General features: G+C 61.2%; 29 protein-coding genes. 22 read left to right on the top strand and 7 right to left on the bottom strand.

Going from position 1 to position 26,099, the window contains the following annotated elements; translation table 11 throughout:
* Positions 1-168: 168 nt before the first annotated feature.
* The 4 genes from phnC to FE782_RS06175 all read right to left on the bottom strand — a co-directional run bounded on the left by phnC (position 169) and on the right by FE782_RS06175 (position 3,601).
* Complete coding sequence (phnC, locus tag FE782_RS06160) at positions 169-918, bottom strand: phosphonate ABC transporter ATP-binding protein (RefSeq protein ID WP_138193193.1); 750 nt, start codon at positions 916-918, stop codon at positions 169-171.
* A 16-nt stretch (positions 919-934) separates the two neighbouring features.
* Positions 935-1,693, bottom strand: coding sequence for a phosphonate ABC transporter, permease protein PhnE (phnE, locus tag FE782_RS06165; RefSeq protein ID WP_138193194.1), 759 nt, complete (start codon positions 1,691-1,693; stop codon positions 935-937).
* Positions 1,694-1,708: 15 nt separating this feature from the next.
* Complete coding sequence (phnD, locus tag FE782_RS06170; protein ID WP_138193195.1) at positions 1,709-2,596, bottom strand: phosphate/phosphite/phosphonate ABC transporter substrate-binding protein; 888 nt, start codon at positions 2,594-2,596, stop codon at positions 1,709-1,711.
* 120 nt (positions 2,597-2,716) lie between these two features.
* Complete coding sequence (locus tag FE782_RS06175; RefSeq protein ID WP_158299269.1) at positions 2,717-3,601, bottom strand: LysR substrate-binding domain-containing protein; 885 nt, start codon at positions 3,599-3,601, stop codon at positions 2,717-2,719.
* Positions 3,602-3,777: 176 nt separating this feature from the next.
* On the opposite strand from FE782_RS06175, the gene FE782_RS06180 reads away from it, so the two are divergent.
* The 10 genes from FE782_RS06180 (at position 3,778) to FE782_RS06225 (ending at position 12,614) form a co-directional block, all read left to right on the top strand.
* Complete coding sequence (locus FE782_RS06180) at positions 3,778-5,994, top strand: bifunctional 2',3'-cyclic-nucleotide 2'-phosphodiesterase/3'-nucleotidase (protein WP_138193197.1); 2,217 nt, start codon at positions 3,778-3,780, stop codon at positions 5,992-5,994.
* A 131-nt stretch (positions 5,995-6,125) separates the two neighbouring features.
* Entirely contained in the window at positions 6,126-6,914 is a 789-nt protein-coding gene (locus FE782_RS06185) for a hypothetical protein (protein ID WP_138193198.1), read from the top strand.
* 11 nt (positions 6,915-6,925) lie between these two features.
* On the top strand, positions 6,926-7,378 hold the full coding sequence (locus FE782_RS06190; RefSeq protein ID WP_138193199.1) for a hypothetical protein: 453 nt from the start codon (positions 6,926-6,928) through the stop codon (positions 7,376-7,378).
* A 56-nt stretch (positions 7,379-7,434) separates the two neighbouring features.
* A complete protein-coding gene (locus FE782_RS06195) occupies positions 7,435-8,475 on the top strand; it encodes a glycosyltransferase family 2 protein (RefSeq protein WP_138193200.1) in 1,041 nt (346 codons plus the stop codon).
* A gap of 79 nt (positions 8,476-8,554) precedes the next feature.
* Entirely contained in the window at positions 8,555-9,007 is a 453-nt protein-coding gene (locus FE782_RS06200) for a VanZ family protein (protein ID WP_138193201.1), read from the top strand.
* A 36-nt stretch (positions 9,008-9,043) separates the two neighbouring features.
* A complete protein-coding gene (pxpB, locus tag FE782_RS06205; protein WP_138193202.1) occupies positions 9,044-9,793 on the top strand; it encodes a 5-oxoprolinase subunit PxpB in 750 nt (249 codons plus the stop codon).
* Positions 9,790-10,794 carry a 5-oxoprolinase subunit C family protein gene (locus FE782_RS06210; protein ID WP_138193203.1) on the top strand — a complete coding sequence of 335 codons (1,005 nt, stop codon included), beginning with the start codon at positions 9,790-9,792 and terminating at the stop codon, positions 10,792-10,794. The genes pxpB and FE782_RS06210 overlap by 4 nt, the downstream gene beginning before the upstream one ends.
* An 18-nt stretch (positions 10,795-10,812) precedes the next feature.
* Positions 10,813-11,583, top strand: coding sequence for a 5-oxoprolinase subunit PxpA (locus FE782_RS06215; protein WP_138193204.1), 771 nt, complete (start codon positions 10,813-10,815; stop codon positions 11,581-11,583).
* Positions 11,570-12,391, top strand: coding sequence for an inositol monophosphatase family protein (locus tag FE782_RS06220; protein WP_138193205.1), 822 nt, complete (start codon positions 11,570-11,572; stop codon positions 12,389-12,391). The genes FE782_RS06215 and FE782_RS06220 overlap by 14 nt, the downstream gene beginning before the upstream one ends.
* Before the next feature lie 85 nt (positions 12,392-12,476).
* Positions 12,477-12,614, top strand: coding sequence for a DUF4023 domain-containing protein (locus FE782_RS06225; protein ID WP_138193206.1), 138 nt, complete (start codon positions 12,477-12,479; stop codon positions 12,612-12,614).
* A 99-nt stretch (positions 12,615-12,713) separates the two neighbouring features.
* Here the strand turns inward: FE782_RS06225 and FE782_RS06230 are convergent, their stop codons facing one another.
* Complete coding sequence (locus tag FE782_RS06230; RefSeq protein WP_138193207.1) at positions 12,714-12,932, bottom strand: hypothetical protein; 219 nt, start codon at positions 12,930-12,932, stop codon at positions 12,714-12,716.
* Between the two features lie 169 nt (positions 12,933-13,101).
* On the opposite strand from FE782_RS06230, the gene lepB reads away from it, so the two are divergent.
* From lepB to FE782_RS06280, 10 genes are all read left to right on the top strand, one after another.
* A complete protein-coding gene (lepB, locus tag FE782_RS06235) occupies positions 13,102-13,650 on the top strand; it encodes a signal peptidase I (RefSeq protein WP_138193208.1) in 549 nt (182 codons plus the stop codon).
* Between the two features lie 33 nt (positions 13,651-13,683).
* Positions 13,684-15,165, top strand: a complete 1,482-nt coding sequence (locus tag FE782_RS06240) for an amidase (RefSeq protein ID WP_138193209.1) — start codon at positions 13,684-13,686, stop codon at positions 15,163-15,165.
* Positions 15,166-15,239: 74 nt separating this feature from the next.
* The gene (locus tag FE782_RS06245) at positions 15,240-16,262 is read left to right on the top strand and encodes a Gfo/Idh/MocA family protein (protein WP_138193210.1); all 1,023 of its coding nucleotides are present in this window, start codon (positions 15,240-15,242) and stop codon (positions 16,260-16,262) included.
* 165 nt (positions 16,263-16,427) lie between these two features.
* Positions 16,428-16,868: a Fur family transcriptional regulator gene (locus FE782_RS06250; RefSeq protein WP_138193211.1), complete on the top strand. Its 441-nt coding sequence runs from the start codon at positions 16,428-16,430 to the stop codon at positions 16,866-16,868.
* Positions 16,868-17,092 (top strand): membrane protein insertion efficiency factor YidD, encoded by a 225-nt coding sequence (gene yidD, locus FE782_RS06255; RefSeq protein ID WP_138193504.1) that lies wholly within the window; start codon positions 16,868-16,870, stop codon positions 17,090-17,092. The genes FE782_RS06250 and yidD overlap by 1 nt, the downstream gene beginning before the upstream one ends.
* A gap of 397 nt (positions 17,093-17,489) precedes the next feature.
* Positions 17,490-19,487, top strand: a complete 1,998-nt coding sequence (metG, locus tag FE782_RS06260) for a methionine--tRNA ligase (protein WP_138193212.1) — start codon at positions 17,490-17,492, stop codon at positions 19,485-19,487.
* Between the two features lie 121 nt (positions 19,488-19,608).
* Complete coding sequence (locus tag FE782_RS06265) at positions 19,609-20,670, top strand: metal ABC transporter substrate-binding protein (RefSeq protein WP_138193213.1); 1,062 nt, start codon at positions 19,609-19,611, stop codon at positions 20,668-20,670.
* A gap of 12 nt (positions 20,671-20,682) precedes the next feature.
* Complete coding sequence (locus FE782_RS06270; protein ID WP_138193214.1) at positions 20,683-21,447, top strand: metal ABC transporter ATP-binding protein; 765 nt, start codon at positions 20,683-20,685, stop codon at positions 21,445-21,447.
* A 17-nt stretch (positions 21,448-21,464) separates the two neighbouring features.
* Complete coding sequence (locus FE782_RS06275) at positions 21,465-22,271, top strand: metal ABC transporter permease (RefSeq protein WP_138193215.1); 807 nt, start codon at positions 21,465-21,467, stop codon at positions 22,269-22,271.
* Positions 22,272-22,308: 37 nt separating this feature from the next.
* Entirely contained in the window at positions 22,309-23,016 is a 708-nt protein-coding gene (locus tag FE782_RS06280) for a cytochrome c biogenesis CcdA family protein (RefSeq protein WP_138193216.1), read from the top strand.
* A 21-nt stretch (positions 23,017-23,037) separates the two neighbouring features.
* Here FE782_RS06280 and splB read toward each other — a convergent pair whose 3' ends face one another.
* On the bottom strand, positions 23,038-24,099 hold the full coding sequence (gene splB / locus FE782_RS06285; protein WP_138193217.1) for a spore photoproduct lyase: 1,062 nt from the start codon (positions 24,097-24,099) through the stop codon (positions 23,038-23,040).
* 139 nt (positions 24,100-24,238) lie between these two features.
* Between splB and mntR the strand changes: the two genes are divergently transcribed.
* Positions 24,239-24,664, top strand: a complete 426-nt coding sequence (mntR, locus tag FE782_RS06290; protein ID WP_138193218.1) for a transcriptional regulator MntR — start codon at positions 24,239-24,241, stop codon at positions 24,662-24,664.
* A gap of 98 nt (positions 24,665-24,762) precedes the next feature.
* Positions 24,763-25,788, top strand: coding sequence for a patatin-like phospholipase family protein (locus tag FE782_RS06295; RefSeq protein ID WP_138193219.1), 1,026 nt, complete (start codon positions 24,763-24,765; stop codon positions 25,786-25,788).
* Here the strand turns inward: FE782_RS06295 and FE782_RS06300 are convergent.
* Positions 25,785-26,096, bottom strand: a complete 312-nt coding sequence (locus tag FE782_RS06300; protein WP_138193220.1) for a hypothetical protein — start codon at positions 26,094-26,096, stop codon at positions 25,785-25,787. The genes FE782_RS06295 and FE782_RS06300 overlap by 4 nt on opposite strands.
* Between the last annotated feature and the right edge of the window lie 3 nt (positions 26,097-26,099).

The following is a 26,099-nucleotide window of genomic DNA, read 5'->3' on the forward strand; positions in this document are numbered from 1 at the left end:
ATTGTCCGACTAATGGCGCCTCGTAAGCCGGTGGAGGAGGGATAGTCGGAGTTTTTCCGACTAATGGCGCCGCGGAGGTTGGAGGAGGCGGGATAGTCGGAGAATGTCCGACTAATGGCGCCGCGGAGGCGGGCGGGGGCGGGATAGTCGGAGAATGTCCGACTCTCGTTACGCCCCGCCGTAGATCGTCTGCCGCACGGAAGCGTCGACCTCGTCGGGTCGGCCGTCGAAGACGACGCGGCCCTCGCGAAGGCCGACGATCCGGTTGCAGTACGCGAGGGCGAGCTCGACGTCGTGCAAGTTGACGACGGTGACGCGGCGGGCGTCCTCCCGGTGAATGCGGGCGAGCAGCTCGAGGATGCCGCGCGAGGTGACCGGGTCGAGGCTCGACACCGGCTCGTCCGCGAGCAGCACCGCGGGGCGCTGCACGAGCGCGCGAGCGATCGCGACGCGCTGCCGCTGGCCGCCGCTGAGCTGCTCGACGCGGCGCGGACCGAAGCCGCCGAGCTCGACCGCTTCCAGCGCGGCCGCCGCCGCGGCGCGTTCCCGCGCGCTGAAAAACCCGAGCGCGTTGCGCCATGCCGGACGCTGCCCGATCGCGCCGAGCAGCACGTTCGTCAGCGCGCTCGTACGAGGGACGAGTCCGAATTGCTGGAACACCATGCCGATGCCCGCGCGGCAATCGCGAAGCGCCCGCGAACCGAGCCGCGTCACGTCCCGGCCGTCGATCTCGACCGAACCCGACGACGGCTTGACCAGCGCGTTGATGCAGCGGATAAGCGTCGACTTGCCCGCGCCGCTGCGTCCGAGCACGCCCGTCATCTCGCCGGGGCGGAAGTCGAGCGTCACGTCGCGCAGCGCGGGCAAACCGCCGCCCGAGGCGTAATCGACGGTTACCCGCCGGAGCCGAACGGTCATCACAACGCCGCCTTTCTTATATCATCTTTCTTCTCGCCCATGCGCTGAGCGCGTCGGCGAGAAGAACGAGCGCCATTATGACGATCACGTCGACCGTCACTTGGGCGTACTTGAAAATTTTAAAATGCATGAACAATTGCTGTCCGATGCCGCCGGCGCCGATGAAGCCCAAGATAAGGGACGTGCGGATCGCGACCTCGAACCGATAAAAGTATTGCGAGACGACGTTCGGGGCGATCTGCGGCAAGATCCCGTACAACGCCTCCATGCCTCGCGACGCGCCCGCCGCGCGGAGCGCCTCCTGCGGGGCGGGATCGGCCGCTTCGACCAACTCGGAAACGAGCTTCCCGAGCACCCCGACGTTATGAAGCAGGATGGCGAGGACGGCCGGGAACGGACCGAGCCCGACCGCGACGACGAAGAGCAGGCCGAATACGATCTCCGGGACGGAACGCAGTAAGCTGAGGAACGCGCGAACGGCGCCCCTCAGCCATGGCGTCGCGACGTTGCCGGCCGCGAGAAGGCTGAGCGGCAAGGCGACGAGCAAGGCGAAGAAGGTGGACAGGAAGGCGATCATGAGCGTATCGATCGACAGCCGCACCGCGTCGCCGAGTACGCTCCAGTCGGGAGGCAGCCAGTCGTTGCGCAGGAAGACGACGATATTCGCCGCCGCGGCGAACTTCGTGACGTCCAGCTCGAGCCCGATCCAACTCAAGGCGAGCAGGAGCGCAAGCGCCGTTCCTAAGGCGATCGTACTTTTCTTGAGCCAAAGCATACCGCGTAGCCTCCGTTATTCGAGGCGGCCCTCTTTTTCCGCGACGACGCGGATGGACTCGTAATCCTCGTTGCTGGTCGGCGCGAAGCCGGAGATGCCGAAGCCGGACAAGATCGACTCGTCGGTAATCGATACGAACGTATCCTGCAGCTTCTTAATCAGTTCGGCGTCCATGCCTTTCTTGACGGCCCATGGATATTGATACAGCTCCTCGGATTGCCAAATCACCTTGAACTGATTCCCGTCGATCGTGCCTTGTTCGACGAGGTTGTCGTAGATCGCGCTGTCGATCGCGCCGGCGTCCACATCCTTATTTTGCACCGCGATCGCCGTAATATCGTGCGACCCCGTATAACGAACTTCCTTCAGCTTCGACTCCGTCTCCGAAACGAGCACGCCCCGCGCCTTCAATTCGACGCCAGGCACGAGCGAGCCGGAGGTGCTGCTCGGGTCTCCGAAAGCGAACGAGACGGCGCCCGGGTCGGCGAACAATTCGTCGAGCGAATTCCAGGGGTTGTCCTTGTGCGTAATAATGTAAGAATAATAGAGCGGCTTTCCCTTCACCAATTGGACGACGATCGCTTCCGCGCCGCTCTTGTGATGCGCGACGACGTAGGTCAGCGGACCGAAGAACGCCATATCGACATGTCCGAAGTTCATCGCTTCGACGACGCCGTTATAGTCCGGATAATCCGAGATCTCGACCTCTCGGTCAAGCGCGTCGGACAGAATCGTCTGCAGCTTCTTCATCGCTTCGCCGAGCTGTCCTTCGGTTTGTACGGGAATGACGGCGATCTTGAACGGCTCGTCCGCCTTGGCGCCCGATCCCGCGCAGCCCGTCAGCGCTGTCAATGCCAATATGATGGATAATAATGCCAGTAACGCTGTTTTGGAAAATTTCATCCTCTTCTTCTCTCCGTCTCTCGTAAGTTTCCTGAAATTCATGACCCCATTGAAAATTATTCAACGATTACTGTAACAAACGCCCTTCGCATTTGTAAAGACGCGAAGGGCGCTTTTTCGTTACCTATAGATTTCCGCAGCGTTATCGAGGAACAACCGAATCATCGGATCCGATGCGCGAGTCGCTTCGAAGGCGGCATAAAAGCTTCGATCGGTCGGCAGTTCGGCGACCGTCCGTAACGCGCGCGGCAGCGACAGCGCCCAACGGGAGACGACCGTGGCGCCGACGCCGGCTTCGGCGAGCGCCATCGCCGATTCCGTCGAGGACGATACCGCGGCCGTCATCAAATCGGTTGCGGACAGGCCGATCCCCGCGAGCGCCCGATCGAGCGCCTGTCGCGTGCCGGAGCCTTCCTCCCGCAGGACGAAGGGCAAGGCGGTCCACTCCGGAGAAGCGCCGGCGGAATCCCCCGCCGGGGGTTCAATGACGGCGTCCGCGGCCGCGACGACGACGAGCGTGTCCGGCACGACCGGCACGAATTGCAGGACGGGGGAGGGACGGAGAACGCCGACGAACGCGACGTCGATGTGCCGCTGCTCGAGCCGCGATAACACGGCGTCCGAGCCGTCCTCGACGACCGACAGCTCGACGTGCGGATACCGCTCGATAAGCCGCTTCGCGATGGCCGGGAGCAAGTAAGAAGCGGGCACGGTCGAGGCGCCGATGCGAAGCTTCCCCGAGGGGACGCCGGCGCGCGAACGGCACTCGGCCGCCAGCGCATCCCACTCGGCCAGCATCGCCTTCCCGCGCTCGTAGACGAGCCTCCCGGCCGCGGTCGGCTCGACGCCTCCGGTACGGTGGAACAACGGGAGCCCGAGTTCGTCCTCCAACGCTTTGATTTGCTTGCTCAACGCGGACGGGGTCAGCCCGAGGGCGCCGGCCGCTTCCGTGAAGCTGCGGCGATCCACGATATTTACGAACGATTGCAATCTTTTCAGCTGCATGGGGAAAGCGTCACTTCCTTTTTTCCGGACGAGGATCATGATTGTAGTATACACGTCTGAAAGCCGACATGCGTTGGAATCTATTTTTTTTGTAAATATACCTATTTTAGTAGAAAAATGTGGTAGAATCTGAACGTTGGTTAAAAAACGCGAATGGGTCCGGGAGGAGAGCGAGCATGCGCAAGAATGCATGGAAGCGAGGCGTGTTAGCGGCGACAGTGGCATTCAACGTGATGGCGGTGCCCGTATGGGCGTCGGCGGCGGAGGAAACCGCGCCTGTCGTCAAGCTGCGGGTGTTGGAAACGACGGATTTGCACACGAATATGGTCAACTACGATTATTTCGCGGACAAGCCGACGGACGAATACGGCTTCGCCAAGACGGCGACGCTCATCAAAGAGGCTCGCGCGGAAGCGAAAAACAGCTTGCTGTTCGACAACGGCGATCTCATCCAAGGCAACCCGCTCGGCGATTACGTCGCCAAGGTGGATCCGCTGCAGCAAGGCGAGACTCATCCGGTATATAAAGCTATGAATCTCTTCGGCTATGACGCGGGCAATATCGGTAATCATGAATTCAACTTCGGCTTAGACTTCCTGGCTACGTCGCTCGCAGGAGCGGACTTCCCCTATGTGAACGCGAACGTATACGTCGACGACGGCGACGCGGACGAATCGAACGATCGTCATTATTTCGAACATCCATATCTCATCCTCGACCGCGAAGTCGTCGACGAGTCGGGAACCAAACATACGATCAAGGTCGGGGTCATCGGCTTCGTACCTCCTCAGATTATGGCATGGGACAAGGCGCATCTCGAGGGCAAGGTCGTCGCGAAGGACATCATTCAGACGGCGAAAGCGCTCGTGCCCAAGATGAAGGAAGAAGGCGCGGACATCGTCGTGGCGATCCCGCACTCCGGCTTCGAAACCGTTCCGCAAACCGACAATATGGAAAACGCGACGTACTACCTGAGCGAAGTGCCGGGCATTGACGTCATCCTGTTCGGGCATGCGCACAAGAACTTCCCGGATCCTTCCTTCGCGAATACGCCGGGCATCGACTTGGAGAAGGGGACCATCAACGGCGTAGCCGCCGCGATGCCGGGGTTCTGGGGCAACCATCTCGGCGTCGTAGATTTGGAGCTCACCCAAGTCGACGGCGAATGGACCGTATCGAATTCGAAGGTCGAGCTGCGGAAAATTTTCGACGCGACGGCGAAGACGGCGCTCGTCGAGGCCGATCCGGCCGTGGTGGAAGCGGTGGAAGCGGAGCATCATGCGACGATCGAATACGTTCGCGGTCCGGTCGGCGAGACGTCGGCTCCGATCAACAGCTTCTTCGCGCTGCTGCAGGACGACCCTTCGATCCAGATCGTAACGGATGCGCAGACCGCTTATATCGAGAATGCGCTGCAAGGCACGGAATACGAAGGATTGCCGATTTTGTCCGCGGGCGCCCCGTTCAAGGCGGGCGGCCGTCAAGGTCCGAACTACTATACGAACATCCCCGCGGGACCGATCGCGATCAAGAACGTGGCGGACCTGTACTTATACTCGAACACGGTGCACGCGGTATGGCTGACGGGCGCGGAAGTGAAGGAGTGGCTCGAGTGGACGGCGGGACAATTCCTGACGATCGATCCGACTTCTACGGAGGCGCAGCCGCTCGTGGACCCGACGTTCCCGACGTACAACTTCGACGTCATCGACGGCGTCACGTACGAGCTCGACGTGACGCAGCCGCCTCGATACGACGCGAGCGGCAAAGAGCTCGCGAATCCGAATTCGCATCGGGTCGTCAACCTGCAGTATAACGGCAAGCCGATCGATCCGGAGCAGAAGTTCGTCGTCGCGACGAACAACTACCGCGCTTCGTCCTCGCTTCGCGCCAATCCGGACGGCGAACGCATTATCGTGAAGGCGCCGGACGAAAATCGCCAAGCGGTCATCGATTACATTCGCGACAACGGAACGATCAACCCGTCGGCGGACGGCAACTGGAAGCTCGCGAACACGTTCGGTTCGGCGAAGGTGACGTTCCAGACGTCCCCGGCCGCGGCCGAGTTCGCGAAGTCGATGGATACGCTGCAATACCTTGGCGAGACGGCCGACGGCTATGCGGAATACCGCGTCGTCTTGGGCGGCGATTCGGCGTCAACGCCTGCGCCAACGCCAGCGCCAGCGCCAACGCCAACGCCAACGCCAGCGCCAGTACCTGCGCCTGCTCCATCGCCGGCCGCAGAGCAAACTTACGTCGTGAAATCGGGAGACAACCTGACGAAGATCGCGAAGAAGTATGGCGTCGCTTGGCAGCAAATCGCGAAGCGCAACCAACTGAAAAATCCGAATTTGATTTATCCGAACCAAGTACTCGTCATTCCGATGAAGTAAGACGATTCGGCCCAATTTCGACCCGGGGGGAAGCCCTCGGGTTTTCTTTTGCATTTTCAAGAGAGGAGAACGCATGAAAACGGACGCGACAGCAAAAAATACCAACCGTGAACCATAACGGGGGGAGCGCCATGGCGATGCGCAGGGATCGGCGGACGTTCCGTCGGAAAATCGCGGAAATCAGCATGTTCGGAACGACGCATATGCATTTCCGCAACCCGTGGGTCGTCGCTTGGTGGTCGGCGGCGTTCCCGGGAACGGGACATCTGTTGCTTCAAAAATATATGAGAGGATTTCTCCTCTTCGTCTGGGAGATGTTCGTCAACACGAAATCTCAGCTGAACATGGCCATGGTGTATTCGTTCAACGGGCAGATCGAGCAGGCCAAGGAGGTGCTCGATCTGCGTTGGATGGCGCTGTACGCGCCGGTGTATTTGTTTACGATCTACGACAGCTACCGGACATGCGTGGACATGAACAAATACACGATGCTCGCCCGGTACGAGAACGCGCCGATCCACAGCTTCTGCCTCGGACCGTTCGAGATCAATTATTTGGATAAGCGGAACCCTTGGGTCGCCTTCGCGTGGTCGCTGCTCGCGCCGGGCATGGGCTATTTGTACGCCCATCGCATCGTGAACGCGTCGTTCGCCACCGTCACATGGATCGTGTTCGTCTATTACTCGAAGCTTTATGTCGTGTTGTATCATTCGCTCCTCGGGCAGATGGATTCGGCGCTTTCGGCGATCGATTGGGAGTGGTTCATGTTCATTCCGTCGATCATTTTTTTTACGGCGTACGACGCTTATGTCAGTACCGTAGAGTCCAACAAACTGTTCGATCTGGAATTGAAGCAGCATTTCCGGAACGACTATGGGTCGAAAGAAGCGCTTCCGAGCTTGAGGCCGAAGGAAAGTTGAGGAGAGTCGCATTGCACGTCATCGCATCCTTCCATTACTCCACATATATCGAGATCGCGTTGGCCGAGCTGGAGCAGCAGGGGATCGAGCGGAAGCGCTTGATCGCCGTACCGTTGGAGACGCGTCCGAGCGGCCGGTCGATGATCGACACGATGCACCGTTCGGACGGAGAATCGCTGATCGACGCCGGAATGGCGCTCGGCGCCGCCTCCTCCGTCGTCACGGCCTCCCTCGGCATGACGCTCGCGTGGGGACCCGTATATTGGGGGCTGATCGGCGCCGCGGGAGGCTTTACCGTCGGCTTTCTCATCGATTGGTCGCTGACCCGCAGGCGAAGGCGCCGATCCGCTAGGAAGAAGGGCGGCGATGTCGTCTTGGTCGTCGATTGCGAGCCGCATCAAGCGGACCGCGTCGCCGACACGTTGTGGCGGCATCAGGCGCTTGGCGTCGCCGTAGTGACTTGAAGACGCCGGAATCGGAATTATGAATCATTGAACTCGACGTTGTAGGAGGAATTGGTTTGAACCATAGAACGCGTCCCGTATTGGCCGTCGTGGTGCCCTGTTATAACGAAGAAGCCGTGCTGCCGGAGACGATCCGCCGAATCCGGCAGCAGCTCGATCGGCTGAGCGGGCAAGGAAGCATCGCGCCGAACAGCTATATGTTGTTCGTCGACGACGGAAGCGCCGACAGCACGTGGCCGATCATCGCCGCTTATCACGAGCGCGACGCCGCGGTGCGCGGCCTGAAGCTGGCGTGCAACGTGGGTCATCAACACGCGCTGTTGTCCGGCCTGATGCACGCGAAGGACGACGCCGATTGCGTCATCTCGATCGACGCTGACTTGCAAGACGACGTAGAGGCGTTCGGCGATTTCGTGGAAGCGTATCGCCAAGGCAGCGACATCGTCTATGGCGTGCGCGCGGCGCGGAAGGAAGACACCCCGTTCAAACGAGGGACGGCGGTCCTGTTCTACCGGCTGATGCGCCGGATGGGCACGCCCGTCATCCACAATCATGCCGATTATCGGCTGATGAGCGCGAAGGCGCTGGAGCAGCTTGCTTGCTATCGAGAGTCGAATCTGTTCCTGCGGGGACTCATTCCGCAGCTCGGGCTGCCTTCCTCGATCGTGACGTACGACCGGCACGCGCGATTCGCGGGAGAGTCGAAGTATCCGCTGCGCAAGATGATTTCGTTCGCATGGAACGGCATCACGTCGCTGAGCGTCGCGCCGATCCGGCTCGTCATGGCGGCCGGTCTGACGGTGTTCGCGGCGGGCATGCTGGCCGGCGCGTACGCGCTTTACTCGCACGGCCGAGGCGCCGCGGTGCCCGGCTGGACGTCCATGATGCTGACGGCTTGGCTGCTCGGCGGCATCCAATTGATCAGCCTCGGTATCGTCGGGGAGTATGTGGGGAAGGTGTACAAGGAGACGAAACGGAGGCCGCCGTATTTCATAGAAGCGACTGCCGGCGCTTCCCAGGCAGAGTTTCATCGGCAGCGCTTGGGCGCTTCGGCGGTTCACGCGGAGGAGCGCGCCTCCGCCGAAGCGCTGCAATAAAGATCGAAAAAACAATAGAACCCTCGCCTTCGTTGGGCTACAATGGAAGCAGACGACTTGGGACGGCGAGGTGGAACGCATGTTTTACGCGATACGAATCGACAAGAAGGTGGTATGGGGCCTATTCGGCGTTTATACTGCCTTTTTGCTATATATGATGCTTCTTGGATTCGGACGAACGCTGCCCGGAGGCCAGGATCTCGAGTACCGATGGAACCTCGTCCCGTTCGATACGATTCATCGGTACGTGTTTCACTCGAACGCGTTCAACACCGGGACGTGGGCGATCAATCTGTTCGGCAACGTCGGCGTCTTCATTCCTTACGGGCTGCTACTGCCTGCGCTGTTGAAGCGATGCCGGTCGCTGCTCGGCATGCTCGCGGCGTTCTTGTCCGGTCTGTTCGTGGCCGAGCTGCTTCAGCTCGTGTTTCGCGTCGGCAGCTTCGATGTGGACGACTTCATCTTGAACAGCTTGGGGGCTTGCTGCGGGTACGCCGCGTATGCGATGTGGCGCCGCAGCCGAAACCGGTGATCCCGGTTGAATACGACCCGAAGAGGGGGGAGCTCCGTGAGTAAGACGATGCGCCCCGCAATCGCCGCGTTCGGCGAGCAAGCGGTGATCGTTTCGTTCGGGGAGACGTTCGAGCCGGAGACGCATCGACAGGTCGTCCGGCTGTCGCGCGAGCTCGAGACGGCGCCGTTCCCGGGGTTTATCGAATTTGTGCCCGCTTATGCGTCGGTGTGCGTTTATTTCGATGCGCTCTCGATGATCGATCAAGGGTTCGCCGGGGGGAAGGACGGTTCGACGCCGCACGAAGCCGTTCGCCGATGGCTGGAGGAGCGGATCGACCGGTTGCAGCCGGACGTTGCGGAGCCAGCAGGGAAGACGGTGCGCATTCCCGTTTGTTATTGCGTGCGATGCGGTCCGGATTTGCCGGCGCTGGCGTCGGGGAGCGGGCTTGCGGCGGAGGCGGCAGCCTCCTTGCACGCGGCGGCGCGGCATACCGTGTCCATGATCGGATTTCTTCCGGGGTTCCCGTACCTAAGCGGGCTGCCGGAGGCGCTCTCCGCACCGCGGCTCGATACGCCCCGTGCGGTCGTACCGCGCGGCAGCGTCGCGGTGGCCGGGCGGCAGACCGGCATTTATCCCGCGGCCAGCCCCGGAGGCTGGCGCTTGATCGGCCGAACGGCCGCGCTTTTGTTCGACGCGGGACGGGCCGCGCCCAGCTTGCTGGAGATCGGCGATACGGTGACGTTCGAGCCGATCGCTCACGAGGACCTCGAGCGAGGCATGCGAGAGAGGGGGTGGCTCGCATGACGCTGCTCGTGCGAAAGCCCGGTTTATGGACGACCGTACAGGACGGAGGGAGGCGCGGCTGGCAGCGCTACGGCGTTCCCGTCGGCGGACCGATGGACGCCGCATCCTTCGCCGCCGCCAATGCGTTGGTCGGCAACGGGGACGATGCGGCGGCCCTGGAGCTGACGCTTACGGGCGGAACCTACGAGGCGGCCGCCGACCTGTCGATCGCCGTATGCGGCGCGGATCTTTCGCCGACCGTCGACGGCGCCCCGCTTCCGATGTGGCGTCCGGTCGACGTGCCGGCGGGCTCCGAGCTGCGCTTCGGATCGGCGAGCGTCGGGCGATACGCCTACCTTGCGGTCGCGGGCGGCTTCCGGACGGCCGTCGCGCTCGGCAGCCGCTCGACCGCGCCGCGGGACGCGCTTCCGGGCGCTGACGGCCGCCCGCTGTCCGCCGGCGACGCGCTGCCGACGGCGCCCGTCGCCGCGAGCCGCCGCCCGCGAGGCCCCTATGAAGCGGCTAGCTGGTATCTCGGCGAGCCGTGGCGCTTCTCCGGGCCGGCCGTCGCGGGCGAGCGCGTCGTTCGCGCGATGCCCGGCGCGGAATGGGAACGCTTCGACGCGGAGACGCGCCGAACGATCGAGGCCGGCGAATGGACCTGCGTCGTTCGCGCCGAGTCGGACCGTATGGGCTACCGGCTCCGACCGTCTCGTCCGCCGCAGGCGGCGGGCGGAACGAGCCTGCTGTCGTCGGCGGTGACGTTCGGTACGGTGCAGGTGCCGCCCGACGGTCAACCGATTGCGTTAATGGCCGATCGGCAGACGACGGGCGGGTATCCGAGATTGCTGCAGATCGCGGCCGTCGACGCAGGATGTCTCGCGCAAGCGAGGCCCGGCGACGTCGTCCGGATCCGGCTGATCGCTCCGGAGGAGGCGAGCGCCGTATGGATCGAACGAATGCGGCGGCTTCGTTGGCTGCGGGACCGCGTGCGTTGGGCGGAGCGCGAGAGGAACAGGTAAAGAGGGAGAGAGAGGGACATGAACGTCGAAATCGATCTGAATTGCGATACGGGCGAAAGCTATGGCGCGTACCGCCTTGGCGACGACGACGCCTTGCTCCGGCGCGTGAGCTCGGCGAACGTCGCCTGCGGCTTCCATGCCGGCGACGCGACGGTCATGCGCCGCACGGTGCGAACGTGCTTAGCGCACGGCGTGCGAATCGGCGCGCATCCGGGGCTGCCGGACTTGCAGGGCTTCGGCCGGCGCGCCATGGCGCTGTCGCCCGACGACGTGTACGATATTGCGTTGTACCAGATCGGCGCGCTGCAAGCGATCGCGGCGGCGGAGGGCGGACGCGTCGAACACGTCAAGCCCCACGGCGCGTTGTATCATATGGCCGAGGCGGACGACTCGATCGCGGAGGCGCTCGCCCGCGCCGCTTCGCGGACGGGCGGGCTGACGCTCGTCGGGCTGTCGGGCGGCCGGCTGGTCGCCGCGGGACGCGCCGCCTCGGTGCCCGTGTGGGAAGAGGCGTTCGCCGACCGCGCTTACCGGAGCGACGGCGCCTTGCTGCCGCGCTCCTCGCCGGGCGCCGTCCTCGATTCCCCGTCCGCGGCGGCGGAACAGGCGCTGCGGCTCGCAAGAGACGGGGAGGCGATCGCGAACGACGGGCAGGCCGTATCCCTCAAGGTCGATACGATCTGCATTCACGGCGACGGTCCTCATGCGGCGGAAACCGCGGATGCGATCCGCGCCGCCTTGGCGGCCGCAGGCATACGAATCGGGAGGGGAACGCATGGAACGACTTGAGCGGCAGGAGCAGCTCCGCCGGGCGAAGCAAGTCGCGACGGCCGCGGCCGAAGCCGCGGGCCGGTACGCGAAGGAACGATTTTTAACGGCATATGTCGTAACGGAGAAGGATGAGCACGGCGATCTCGTCACGGATGTGGACGTCGAGGCGGAGCGTCTCATTCTCGAGACGATCCGCGCCTCGTTCCCGCACGACGCGATCCGCAGCGAGGAGACCGGCTGGAGCGGCGTCGAAGGCGACTGGCTCTGGCTCGTCGATCCGCTCGACGGGACGAACAACTTCGCGATCGGCTTGCCTGCCTTCGGGGTGGCGATCACGCTCCTGTATCGGAAGGAACCCGTCGTCGGCGTCGTGTACGAGTCGGTCACCGATCGGATGTACGCCGCCGTCGCGGGGCAGGGGGCGACCTGCAACGGAGAGCCGCTCAACGTGTCGGGCGCAATGGAGACGCCGCTACGGAAGCGGACGGTCGGCTGGATCCAAGGGCACCGAGTCCAGAAAGAGCCGGGGGCGATGCGCTTGAAATCGCTGCTGGACGAATCGTGCAAGCGCGCGCTGCGATTATGGGCTCCCGCGCTGCTGTGGACGATGTTGGCCCGCGGGCAGCTCGACGGCATCGTGTTGTACGATTCCGAAGGAGACGATCTATACGCGGGCGTCTTGATCGCGAAAGAAGCGGGGGCGGCCGTTCTCCGCTTCGACGGTACGCCGTTCGACGGCATGGACGAGTCTCCTTATCTCGTCGCCGGGCGCGGGGATGCTCCGGAACAGCTGCTTCGACTCGCGAAAGACGCCTCTTCCGCATAAAACCACTCTTCCGGCAGAACGCTAACCGTACCGCGAGTCGCAAGGCGAAGCGGCAACGAAGGCGAACGAAGGAGGGGGAGCCACGATGTCGGATACGTCCGAATTCGTACGGAAGGTTCACGAGACGCAGGCGAAGGACGAGAAGAACAGAAAGCTGCAAGGCGCGAAGCATCCGGATGATAAACTGCCGAACCATCAGCATCGCAAAGGCAGAGGAGACTAATCGCAACGAACGCGAGCCCCGCTCGACCCTCGAAGCCGCCGACCCGAACGGGAGGCGCCGAGCGTCCCGCGGGGCTCTTCCGCATGCGTAGGAGGACGGTCAGCCTGCCGCGCTGCGATTCGCCTCAATGAGCTTGTTCTTGATGAATTGGATCTTCTTCTTGGCGAAAAAATCGAGCGGCGCACCCGACAACTCCTTCGGCCGAATCGTAGAATTCGTAGCGTTGTCGAAAATGGTAACCGTGCCGTTCGGATAAAACCGGAACGTATAATCGTAACCTCGCTCGATGAATCGATAATTCTGCAGCTTTGTTGTCATGGGATACACCGCCTTATGGGAACGTTTGTTTGTATTGAGTATAGCAAACATCCGTTCGGTTGTGAAGGGGGGATTTTCCATTATTCGACGCATTTTCGCGGGGAAGGAATTTATCCGGGACGGCCCGAATACATAAGTGAGAATTTATAGAAGAAGGCGGCGGTATACAATGTTCGGTAAGAAGTTCTTGCATGCGGCGTGGGATTGGGGCAAGACGGGGATCGTCGCGGTCGTCGCCGCGATTTTAATAAATTCCTACGTACTGCAGGCGTTCCAGGTCAAGGGAGAGTCGATGCTGCCGACGCTGCATAATAGCGATTCGACGTTCGCTTTGAAAATCCAGTCCGCTTACGATTACGGAGACATCGTCATCATCGACAGCCGGATCGGCGAACCTCGTTCTTGGCTCGACCCGGTGCTGGAGCATCCGCTGATCGCCCGTCTCCGCGGGGACGAGGCGGAATATTTGTGGGTGAAGCGCATCGTCGGCAAGCCCGGGGACAAGCTGGAGTTCCGGGACGGGCAAGTCATCCGCAACGGAACGCTTGTCGACGAGCCGTACGTACTGGAACCGATGCAAGCCGCTCCCGAACCCGTCGTCGTTCCGGAAGGAAGGCTGTTCGTCATGGGCGACAATCGCAACAACAGCACGGACAGCCGCATTATCGGAAGCATTCCGCGCGAGAACGTGATCGGCAAGGTCATTTTTACATACTAGATTTTACATACTAGGAACGAGAGAGGCTGCGACATGAACGAAAGACATCCTGAGACTGCGCTTTCGAACCGCTGGCTGGCCGAACGCTCCATCGCCGAGCTCCGGGACGCGCTTCGCCGAGGCGCAACGACGAGCGAACGGCTCGTTCTTCTCTATATCGAACGGATCCGGGAGCTCGACCGGGAAGGCATGAAAATCAACTCGGTGCTCGAGTTGAATCCCGACGCGGCGCGCATCGCGAGGGAGAAGGATCGGGAACGCGCGGAAGGAAAGGCTTACGGACCGCTGCACGGCATTCCGATTCTGCTGAAGGACAACATCGATACGGCCGACCGGATGCATACGAGCGCGGGGTCGATCGCCTTGGCCGAGTCGTTCGCGGACGAGGACGCCTTCGTCGCCGCCAAGCTACGGCAAGCGGGGGCGGTTTTGCTCGGGAAGACGAACATGACGGAGTGGGCCAACTTCATGGCGGAACAGATGCCTTCCGGATACAGCTCTAGAGGAGGACAAGTATTGAATCCTTATCATCCGGGCGTCGCGTTCGTCGGCGGCTCGAGCTCGGGCTCCGGCGCGGCGGTCGCGGCGAGCTTCGCCGCCGCGGCGATCGGAACCGAGACGTCGGGCTCGATCATCTCCCCGGCGAGCCAGCATAACGCCGTAGGCATTAAGCCGACGATCGGGCTCGTCTCGCGCGCCGGCATCATCCCGATCGCGCGCAGCCAAGACACGGCGGGACCGATCGCGCGCACGGTGGCCGACGCGGCGGCGGTGCTTACGGCGATCGCGGGCGCCGATCCCGCCGACGCGGCGACGGCCGCCCTCGCGGGTCGTCCGCCGCTCGACTATACCGCATTCCTCGACGCCGAGGGGCTGCGCGGCGCGCGAATCGGCGTCCCGCGGGCCTACTATAGGGAGCTTCCCGAGGAGGCGGCCGCCCGCATGGAGGAAGCGATCGCCGCTCTTCGCGCGGCCGGCGCGGACGTCGTCGATCCCGTCGCGATTCCGTCGGAAGGCGACGAGTGGGACTATGTCGTGCTGAAATACGAGTTCAAACCGGATTTGAACGCCTACTTGTCCCGACTCGGACCTCGCGTCCCCGTCCATTCGTTGGAGGAGCTGATCGCCTATAACGCCAAGCACGCCGAACGGGCGCTCAAATACGGGCAGTCCGTCTTGATCGAATCGCAGGCGACGTCCGGCACGCTTCAGGACCCCGAATACGTCGAAGCGCGGCGCGCCGATCTGGAACGGTCCCGAACGCAAGGCATCGACTTCGTCCTGGCCGAACATCGTCTCGACGCGCTCGTCTTCCCGAACAACTGGGGCTGCGGCATCGCATGCAAGGCGGGCTATCCGCTCGTCACCGTGCCCGCGGGGTTCGCCGGCCGCGAGCCGGTCGGCCTTACGTTCGCGGCCGGCGCCTTCTCCGAACCCGAGTTGATCCGCTTCGCGTACGCGTTCGAACAAGCGACGAAGCATCGACGCGCGCCCGATGGGTTCGCCGGCGAATAGGACGGGCAGTCATGCATTCGAAGACCGCTTTTGGTTTATGATAGGTGCGAACGAGTAGAAGGAGGTTCTCAACCATGTCGAAACTTAGAGTCGCCGTCATCGGATGCGGTTCGATCGCCATTCATCGCCACGTCCCCGAATATGCGGCCCGCGAAGACGTCGAGCTCGTCGCCTTCGTCGATCCCGTCGCGGAACGCGCGCAGAGGCTGTCGGGGCAGTACGGCGGCAACGTGTACACGGACCATAAGACGATGCTCGCGGCGGAGAAGCCCGGCGCGGTCAGCGTCTGCACGCCGAACGCGCTGCATGCGCCGGTCTCGATCGACGCGGCGAACGCGGGCGCGCACGTCCTATGCGAGAAACCGATGGCCGTCTCCGCGGAAGAAGCGCGGCAGATGATCGATGCGGCGCGCAAGAACGGCGTGTATTTGATGATCGGGCACAACCAACGGTTTATGCCGCCTCACGCGAAGGCGAAGGAGATTTTGAAATCCGGCAAGCTCGGCAGCGTATTGACGTTCCGCACGTCGTTCGGTCATCCGGGGCCGGAGGGCTGGAGCGTGGAGGGCAAGGGCGGCTGGTTCTTCCAGAAGTCCAAGGCGTACGTCGGCGCGATGGGCGATCTCGGCGTACATAAGGCCGACTTGATCCGCTGGATGCTGGACGACGAGGTGGAGGACGTAGGCGCCTTCGTCGGCACGCTGCATAAAGAAGATACGGACGTCGACGATAACGCGACTTGCATTCTGCGCATGAAGAGCGGCGCGATCGGCACGCTCGTCGCGTCCTGGACGTACTACCGGGGCGAGGACAACAGCACGGTGCTATGGTGCGAGAACGGCGTCATGAAGATCGGCACGCACCCGGACGACCAAGTCATCGTCGAGCTGCGCGACGGTTCCGTGGAGAAGCATAAAGTCGGCGGCATCTCCACGAACGAGAAGCAGCTGGCGAGCGGCGTCATCGACGCGTTCGTCGATTCGATCGTAACGAAGACGCCCCCTTCGATCTCCGGCGAAGAAGGCGCGAAGTCGCTGGCGGTCATCTTGGCCGCGATGGAATCGCAAGCGAGGGGCACGATCGTCAAGGTGACGTAAGCATCTTTCGCGAAGGCAAGCTCCCCGCACCGGGCCGTCCGGATCGCGAGGAGCTTTTTCTATTGTGTAACTATGGAAAATGGAAAAGGCGGCCGCCGCTTTGACGGGAACGCCGTTTTGGTGCACAATTAAAGGTACTATTCTCAGGGGAGCGGAGGAACAAGCATGCTGGCGCAAGAAATGATCGACGCGATGTCGAAGCGCGGGCTGCGCGTGACCGACCAGCGCCGCACGTTGGCGCGGCTGTTCGCGGAGGCGCCGGGCTATTTGTCCGCGAAGGACGTATACGACGAGATGGGCAAGACGTACGGCGGGCTCAGCTTCGATACGGTGTACCGCAATTTGCGAGTGTTGCAAGAGATGGACGTGCTCGAGCAATTCGTCTTCGAGGACGGCGTGAAGTTTAAGGCGCACTGCCGGGAGCACGGGCACCATCATCATGCGATCTGCTTGCATTGCGAGAAGACGTACGCCGTCCCGTTCTGTCCGCTCGACATTCAAGTGGAGCTGCCGCAAGGCTTCAGCGTCGTAAAGCATAAGTTCGAGCTGTTCGGTTACTGCGAAGCGTGCGGTCCGCAAGCGGAGGCCGGAGGGGCCGGGCGATGATGCGAAGCATCGTCAAAGCGCCGATTCACGTCTACCGCAAGGCGATCTCGCCGCTGCTGCCGCCGACGTGCCGGTACTATCCGAGCTGCTCCGCGTACGCGCTCGAGGCGATCGACGTGCACGGGCCGCTGCGGGGCGGGTGGCTGGCGGCCAAGCGGATCGCGCGCTGCCATCCGTTCCATCCCGGAGGCATCGATCCGGTCCCGCCCAAGCGGGAAAATTAGAATCCGTTCGACGGCGGCGCCCGGCTCGCTTGACTTCCGAAAGCCGGACCACTATAGTGTTGAGTAAATACACACAATCGTTTCCATGATGAGATGAGTACGGAGCCGTTCGATTATCGCAGAGAGCCGGAACAGGTGAAAGCCGGCATAATCGGAATCCGGAAGATGGTCTCGGAGAAATGGCCGTCGAGCGGGACTCGAATCTACGATTCGTCGCGCAAGGCGGGCACGTCATCCGGCGTTAACGGAGACTCAGTTCGACGAATCGTCGAACTCGACAAGCCGAAGCGGCGCGAGCTCTTCGGGAACTTGGGTGGTACCGCGTGAGCGCTAATGCAGCTCTCGTCCCTTGACCGGGACGGGGGCTTTTTATTATGCATATGGAGGAATCGAGAACATGAGCGAAACACGGAAAACCTTTTACATCACGACCCCGATCTATTATCCGAGCGACAAGCTGCATATCGGCCACGCGTACTGCACCGTCGCGGCCGACGTCATGGCGCGGTACAAGCGGCTGCGCGGCTACGACGTGCGCTTCCTGACCGGCACCGACGAGCACGGGCAGAAGATCGAACGCAAGGCGAAGGAAAAGGGCGTTACGCCGCAGCAATACGTCGACGTCATCGTCGCCGGCATTCAAGATTTGTGGACGAAGCTGCAAATTACGCACGACGATTTCATTCGCACGACCGAGGAGCGGCATAAGCGGTCGGTCGAACGCATTTTCCAACGATTGCTGGAGCAAGACGACATCTACCTCGGGACGTACGAGGGATGGTATTGCACGCCGGACGAGGCGTTCTTCACGGAGCGGCAGCTCGAGGGCGGCAAGTGTCCGGACTGCGGCCGCGAGGTCGAGAAGGTGCGGGAGGAATGCTATTTCTTCCGGATGAGCAAGTACGCGGATCGGCTGCTGCAATTCTACGAACAAAACCCGGGCTTTATCGAACCGGAATCGCGCAAAAACGAGATGATCAACAACTTCATCAAGCCCGGTCTCGAGGATTTGGCGGTGTCGCGGACGACGTTCGATTGGGGCGTGAAGGTGCCGTCCGACCCGAGACACGTCGTGTACGTGTGGATCGACGCGCTGTCGAATTATATTACCGCGTTAGGTTACGGCTCGGACGACGATACGTTGTACCGGAACTACTGGCCGGCGGACGTGCATTTGGTCGGCAAGGAGATCGTCCGCTTCCACACGATCTATTGGCCGATCATGTTGATGGCGCTCGGAGAGCCGCTGCCGAAGAAGGTGTTCGCGCACGGCTGGTTCGTCACGAAGGAAGGCAAAATGTCGAAGTCGAAGGGCAACGTCATCGACCCCGTCGTTCTCATCGATAAGTACGGATTGGATGCGCTGCGCTATTTCTTGATGAGAGAGGTGCCGTTCGGCACGGACGGCACGTTCACGCCGGAAGGCTTCATCGAGCGAATCAACTACGATCTGGCGAACGACCTCGGCAATCTGCTGAACCGGACGATCGTGATGATCGACAAATATTTCAACGGCAAGATCCCGGCGTACGTGCCTAACGCGACCGAGTTCGACGCTTCGCTCGTCGAGACGGCGGCCGAGACGGTCCGCAAGGTCGAGGAAGCGATGGACGCGATGCAGTTTTCCGCGGCGCTGACCGCGATCTGGCAGCTGATCTCGCGCACGAACAAATATATCGACGAGACGCAGCCGTGGAGCCTCGTCAAGGAAGAAGGCAAGCGCGAGCAGCTCGGCTCCGTGATGTACCATCTGGCGGAAAGTCTGCGCATCGTTTCGGTGCTCATTCGGCCGTTCATGGTCGCGACGCCGGCGGCGATGCAGGCGCAGCTCGGCCTCGCGGAGGCGGACTTCGATTGGGAGAGCGCCGCGACGTTCGGGAAGCTGCCGAGCGGCACGAAGGTGAACAAAGCGGAGCCGATGTTCCCGCGTCTGGACGCGGAAGCGGAAGTTTCGTACCTCGCGTCGAAGATCAGCGGCGGCTCCGCGGCCCCGGCTCCCGCGGAAGCGCCGCAGCCGAAGGCGGAGACGCCGAAGGGCGAAGCGCCGCTCGGCGAACAACCGGAGGGCGTCGCGCTCATCGGCATCGACGAATTCGCGAAGGTCGAACTGCGTGTCGCGCAGATCGTCGCCGCGGAGCCGGTGCCGAAGGCCGACAAGCTCCTGAAGCTGCAGCTCGATCTCGGAACGGAGCGCCGTCAGGTCGTGTCGGGCATCGCGATGTATTACAAGCCGGAAGCGCTCGTCGGCAAGAAGATCATCTGCGTGACGAATTTGAAGCCGGTCAAGCTGCGCGGCGAGCTGTCGCAAGGCATGATTCTCGCGGCGTCGGCCGGCGATATGCTGACGCTTGCGACGATCGATGGCGATATTCCGAACGGAGCGAAAGTTAAATAGTAATATTTACGATTAAACCGTTGACATATTTCCGGTAGGGCCCGTATAATCTTTAAAGTAAATCGGAACGTTTACGAATAAAAGAAACGCACATGTATACGGTGCCTATCGGAGGATACGGATGAAACGGATGAAACGTAATACGCTCTTGACGATCGGATTGGCCGCGGCCCTCGCGGCGACGACAGGCTGCGCTTCCCAAAGCGGGAGCGCGATCCAAGAGGAGAAAGTGAACGTCGTGACGTCGTTCTTCCCGCTCTACGATTTCGCGCGAACGATCGGCGGGGAATACGTGAACGCGATCAACATGATTCCGGCCGGCGTAGAGCCGCACGACTGGACGCCGAAGAGCCAGGATATGGCCAACATCACGAAAGCGCAAGTGTTCGCCTATCAAGGGGCGGGCTTCGAGGGATGGACGGACGACGTGCTCGGGGGCATCGATACGAAGGGGCTCGTCATCGTCGAAGCGAGCCGCGGCATCGAGCTGATGAAAGCGTCGGAAAACGCGCATGCGGAAGAAGCTCATGCCGAAGAGGAACATGCGCGCGAGGAAGAGCATGCCGACGAGCACGCGCACGAGCACGAGGAAGAACATGCCGACGAGCACGCGGCCGAACAAGCGGATGAGCACGCCGCCGGCGACGGTCACAACCATGGCGATTTCGATCCGCACACATGGCTCAGCCCTCGATCCGCGATGCAGATGGCGAGCAATTTGCTGGAAGGTCTGAAGCAAGCCGACCCGGCGCACGCCGCCGAATACGAGCGAAACTTCGAGGCGCTGAAGGCGGAATTGGCCGCGCTCGACAAAGCGTACACGGATCGACTGTCTCAAGTCGTCAATAAAGAGATGGTCGTCTCTCATCAGGCGTTCGGTTATTTGGCCCGAGATTACGGCCTCGTGCAGATGCCGATCATGGGCCTAACGCCGGACGGGGAGCCGACGGCGCACGATTTGAAGAAAATCAGCGATTTCGTCAAGGAGCACGACGTGCGGTTCATCTTCACGGAAGAACTCGTCTCGGATAAACTGGCGAAGACGCTCGCGAACGACCTGGGCGTCGAGACGCTGCCGCTGCACCCGCTCGAAGGGTTGACGGAAGCGGAGCGAGACGCGGGAGAAACATATATCTCTTTGATGGAGAAAAACCTAGAGCAATTGGCGAAGGCGCTAAAATAAGGAGGGATACTAATGGCTCCGGTCATCGAAGTGCGGAACTTGAGCTTCTCTTACGACGACAAGAAGGTCATCGAGGACTTGAGCTTTCAAATGAACGCGCGCGATTTCGTCGGGCTGATCGGCTCCAACGGCGCCGGAAAGACGACGCTATTGAAGACGCTGGTGGGCTTGCTGAAGCCGACGTCGGGCGAGCTGCTGCTGTTCGGGAAGCCCATTCGGCAGTTCGACGAATGGAGCCGTATCGGCTATGTGCCGCAGAAGAACGCCCTCAATCCGCTGTTTCCTGCGACGGTGAGGGAAGTCGTGCTGTCGGGGCTGTACGGCAAGCGGAAGCTTTATCGTCGCATTACGGCCGAGGATCGGCAGCGATGCGACGACGCTTTGTACGCGATGCAAATCGCGGACCTCGCCGACCGACGCATCGGGCAGCTGTCCGGCGGGCAGCAGCAGCGCGCGTTCCTCGCGCGGGCGCTCGTCGGCAACCCCGAGCTGCTTATTTTAGACGAGCCGACGGTCGGCATCGACGCGGAGACGCAGCGGTCGTTCTTCTCGATGCTGCGCCATATGCACGCGCATCATAATATAGCGTTCCTTATGGTATCGCACGACGTCGACATGATGCGCGCCTACCTTGGGGACAGCCCGGCCGCGACGAGCGGCAAATTAAAATTTTACGTGAAATCGATGGACGGCGCGGCGTCCTGCCGCGAGACGGACCTGACGCACGCGCTCAAGGATTGGCCGGGCGCGAGCGAACCGATTCCCGCGTACCAATAGGGGAGGCGGGGAGCCGCATGTGGGACATCTTTACATTTCCGTTCTTTCAACGTGCGCTGATCGGCGGCCTCTTGATCGGCGGCATGGCGCCTCTGCTCGGCATGTTCCTCGTGCTGCGGCGTCTGTCGATGATCGGGGATACGATCTCGCACGTATCGATCGCGGGCATCGCGCTCGGCTTCTTAATCAATGTGTACCCGGTCGGCGTCGGCCTCGTCTTTTCGCTGCTCGCCGCGATCGCCATCGAGCGGCTACGCAGCGCGTATCGGACGTACGCCGAGCTGTCGATCGCGATTATCATGTCCGGCGGGGTCGCGCTGGCGACGTTCTTGTTTACGCTGGGGCAAGGCTTTAACATCAATGTCACCAGCTACTTCTTCGGCAGCATCTACTCGCTCGATATGCTAGACTTGTATACGATTCTCGGCGTCTCGATCGTCGTCCTCGGCGTCATCGCGACGCATACGAAGGAATATTTCCTGCTTACGTTCGACGAGGACGCCGCAAGCGTCGGAGGCCTCCCGGTGCGGGCGCTCAATCTGACGTTGACGGTGCTGACGGCGCTCGTCATCTCCGTCGCGATCAAGATCGTCGGCGCGCTGCTCGTCTCCGCGCTCATCACGATTCCGGTCGCTTGCAGCCTGTTGGTGGCGAAGAGCTTCAAGCGCTCGCTCATTCTGGCGGTCGTCTTCTCGGAAATCGCGGTTTTGTTCGGGCTGATCGGCGCGGGGACGTTCAACTTGGCGCCGGGGGCCTCCATTGTGTTATTATTAATCGCGATGCTGATCGGTCTCCTTATGCTTAAGAAGGGGTTCCGGTTATAAGTTTCAACGGCGCGGAAAGCGCGGAGGAGAACCGTTCATGGACGTTACGATTTGGGTTGCGTTCCTCGCGGGGCTGGCGTCGTTCATTTCGCCCTGCTGTTTGCCCTTGTACCCATCCTATCTTTCGTATATATCCGGCATTTCTGTAGCGCAACTGAAAACCGACCAGACGAAAGAAGTGCGGCTGCGAACGCTCAGCCACACTTTTTTCTTCATTCTCGGTTTCTCGGTCGTCTATTATGCGTTCGGCGCCGGCGCAGGCTTCGTGGCGGAAATTTTCCGCGACTATCAAGAGCTGATCGCCAAGCTGTCCGCCGTGCTGCTCATTCTCGTCGGTTTGTTTCTGCTCGGCATATTCCAGCCTCAATTCCTGATGCGGGAGATGAAGCTGAACGTCGGCGGCAAGCCGGCGACGTACGTCGGCTCGTTCTTGATCGGCATCGGCTTCGCGGCCGGCTGGTCGCCTTGCATCGGGCCGATCTTCTCGGCGATTATCGGCCTCGCGACGACGGAGCCGGGCATCTGGTTTCGCTTGACGACCGCTTATACGCTCGGCTTCGCCGTGCCGTTCTTCCTCATGGCGTTCTTCCTCGGCTCCACCAAGTGGATCTTGCGGTATTCGAACGCCATTATGAAGGTCGGCGGCGTACTTTTGATCATCTTCGGCATACTGCTCTATTCCGGGCAGATGCTGCGTATCACGGTATGGTTCAATGCGATTACGCCGGAATGGCTTAAGTTCTAAGCGTTCGCATCGTGTAAGTCGCTACGTGAAATAATCGATCGTCGCCTTCGGGAAGTTCGCGAAGATTTGCTCCGCGATCCACTCCCGAAGGGCGGTCGCCTGCTCGTCCCGATACACGTATTTGCCTTGCCCCCAACGTCCCCACTTATATTTCCTCTTCGCCTCGTCCATCTCCAGCTTCGACTTCGGATACCGCGCCTCGATGACCCGTTTGGCCGTCTTCGTGAAGCGGTGCTGAATCAATTCGAACGTCAGCGTCGGCTCCGCCTCCGGCGGCACCTCGGCCTTCAGCTTGCTAAGCAGTTCCGCGTAGCCGTCCTCCCAGCCTTCGTACCAAATAATCGGCGCGATGATGAACCCGAGCGGGTAGCCGGCGCGCGCGACCTTGCCCGCGGCCGCGATGCGATCGGCGAAGCTGGACGTGCCCGGCTCGAAGTGCCGGATGACGTAATCGGCGTTCACGCTGAACCGAATGCGCGTATGGCCGTTATGCTCGAGTCCGAGCAGCGGCTCGACGTTGTTGAACTTCGTCACGAACCGAAGCCGTCCGTGCTCCTGCTTCGCCATAAATTCGATTAAGCGCGCAAGCGATCCGGAGATGTGCTCGAGACCGACCGGGTCGGACGTACAAGCCGCCTCGAAGCGGGTAATTTCGGGCCGGCGTTCTTCGATGTATTTCGCCGCGCGAGCGACGATGTCGTCGATATTGACGTAGATGCGCACATACGGCTTCGCGCCGAGCGTCGTCTGAAGATAGCAATAATGGCAGTGCGCCATGCAGCCGGTCGCGATCGGAATCGCGTATTCGGCCGACGGCTTCGACTGGTCGAAGTCGAGCGTCTTGCGGACGCCGACGACGAGCGTTCGCTTCGCGATGCGGTACTTCTCGAGCTCGCCCTCCCCGGGCAAATTCGTGATGCGGTTATGCGAAGTCGTCATATGGATCGGCAAGCCTTGATCCTGGGCCCACTTGCGGATGCGCTCGCCCATCGGATACGTCAGCGCGTCCGGCTCGAAATAGACGAGCTCCGGGATGAACGTCTTCAGCTCGGACGTCGGCTTGACCGGGGTTTGCGTCGCCATCGTCGCGCCTCCTTTTTTCGCTTAGGTTGCCTATGGCCGTCGGGGGGCAATCGAGGGAAAAAGAGGTCGTTTTCTTGCGTTAGGCGGCTCCGCACGGTATAGTACAAGTACGCAATCCAATTGGAAGGGGAAGCTGGGTGTGCCGACGCCAAGCATGGAAGATTATTTGGAGCGCATCTACCGTCTGATCGACGAGAAGGGATATGCGCGGGTGGCCGACATTGCCGAAGGCTTGGAAGTGCACCCTTCGTCCGCGACGAAGATGATCCAGAAGCTGGATAAAGACGAGTATTTGGTATACGAGAAGTATCGAGGGTTGATCTTAACGCCGAAGGGCAAGCGAATCGGGAAGAGGCTCGTCGAACGCCATCATCTGCTCGAGCAGTTTCTGGAGACGATCGGCGTGAAGGAAGAGAATATCTATAAAGACGTCGAAGGCATCGAACATCATTTAAGCACGGATTCGATCGCTTGCATCGAATCGCTCGTGGAATATTTCAGGCGGGAGCCGGAGCGGCTGGAGCAGCTCCGTTCAGTGAAAGAACAAATGGATTTGGAATCGTAAAGCGTCCGCGATGGGCGCTTTTTTTCGTTCGTTAGCATCGGGACGCGCCGCATCCGCATACATACTTGTGATGAACGTTCATGAGGAGGCGGCGGCGGATGCGCGTGAACGGAGTGTTTCAGGGCGGCGGCGTGAAGGGAATCGGCTTGGTCGGCGCCGTCTACGCGGCGGAGCGGAGGGGCATCACCTTCCATCAGACGGCGGGCACGTCGGTCGGAGCGATCGTGGCGGCGCTGCTCGCGGCCGGCTACACGGGCGAGGAAATGCGGGATCTGTTACTGGAGACGCCGTTCGGCAGCTTCGTTCAGAAAAACTGGTTTCATTATATATATGTCGTCGGTCCGGCGATTCGGCTGTTTCTAAAGAAAGGCTTGTATTCAGGCGATCCGCTCGAGGAGTGGATCGAAGCAGTGCTGGCTCGCAAAGGGATTCGTACGTTCGCGGATTTGCCTCCCAACGCGCTGCGCGTCGTGGCGTCCGACATTTCCCTCGGCAAGATGCTCGTATTGCCCGAAGACATCGCGCAATACGGCGTCGACCCGATGCGGTTTTCCGTCGCCAAGGCGGTGCGCATGAGCTGCAGCCTTCCGTTCTTTTTCGATCCGGTCAAATTTCGCGTGAAGCGGCGCGAGCCGGGGAAGCGGGTGCCGGTGTTCGGGAAGCCGACTTATATCGTGGACGGCGCGATCCTCAGCAATTATCCGCTATGGATTTTCGACAAGGACATTAAAGAATGGCCGTTGAAGGTGCCGACGATCGGGTTCCAGCTCGTCGGTTCGAAGGATCCCGGCCCTCGTACGATTCGGGGACCGATTACGATGCTGCAAGCGCTGTTCTCCACGATGTCCGTCGCGCACGATCTCCGATATATCGAGAGGCATAGCCGATTCCGCACGGTGAAGATCATGTCCGATATGGTGCATACGACGGAATTTTCGATACAGGAAGATAAGCTGAAGGAACTGTTCGAGTCGGGGATGAAGGCGGGGGACGAATTTTTCTCCGGATGGACGTTCACCGGCTATTCGAACGAATTGGATCAGTGGATCAAGAAGGTACGGCCGGAGCTTATCACGAAAATAGCCGTGGACCCGTCGGGCCCTCCGGCTAAGAAGAGAGTTTAATGATATTTCGGCTTATCGTCGTCGTCCGGCTTATTGCCTTGAATGACGCGGAACTTGGCCCGCTTCGTCGTACGGCCCTTCCGGACGCCGCCGTCCGACGCGCCCCACATCCCGGAGCCGTCGCGACGGTCGTTCCGTAGAAATTTCCAGCGTTGAGGCGGGTACTTATAAAGAAGAAAGACGCCGCCCAACACGACGACCGGGATAATCGCACCGCTAGGGTTCCGTACGATCATGCTCAGAATGCCGATGGCGATCAATCCGACGATAACGTAAAACAGCAGGTTCTGCTTACGCGGTCCTCTCATGTC

Source organism: Paenibacillus antri, from assembly GCF_005765165.1.
In the GTDB taxonomy this organism is placed as follows: Bacteria; Bacillota; Bacilli; order Paenibacillales; family YIM-B00363; genus Paenibacillus_AE; species Paenibacillus_AE antri.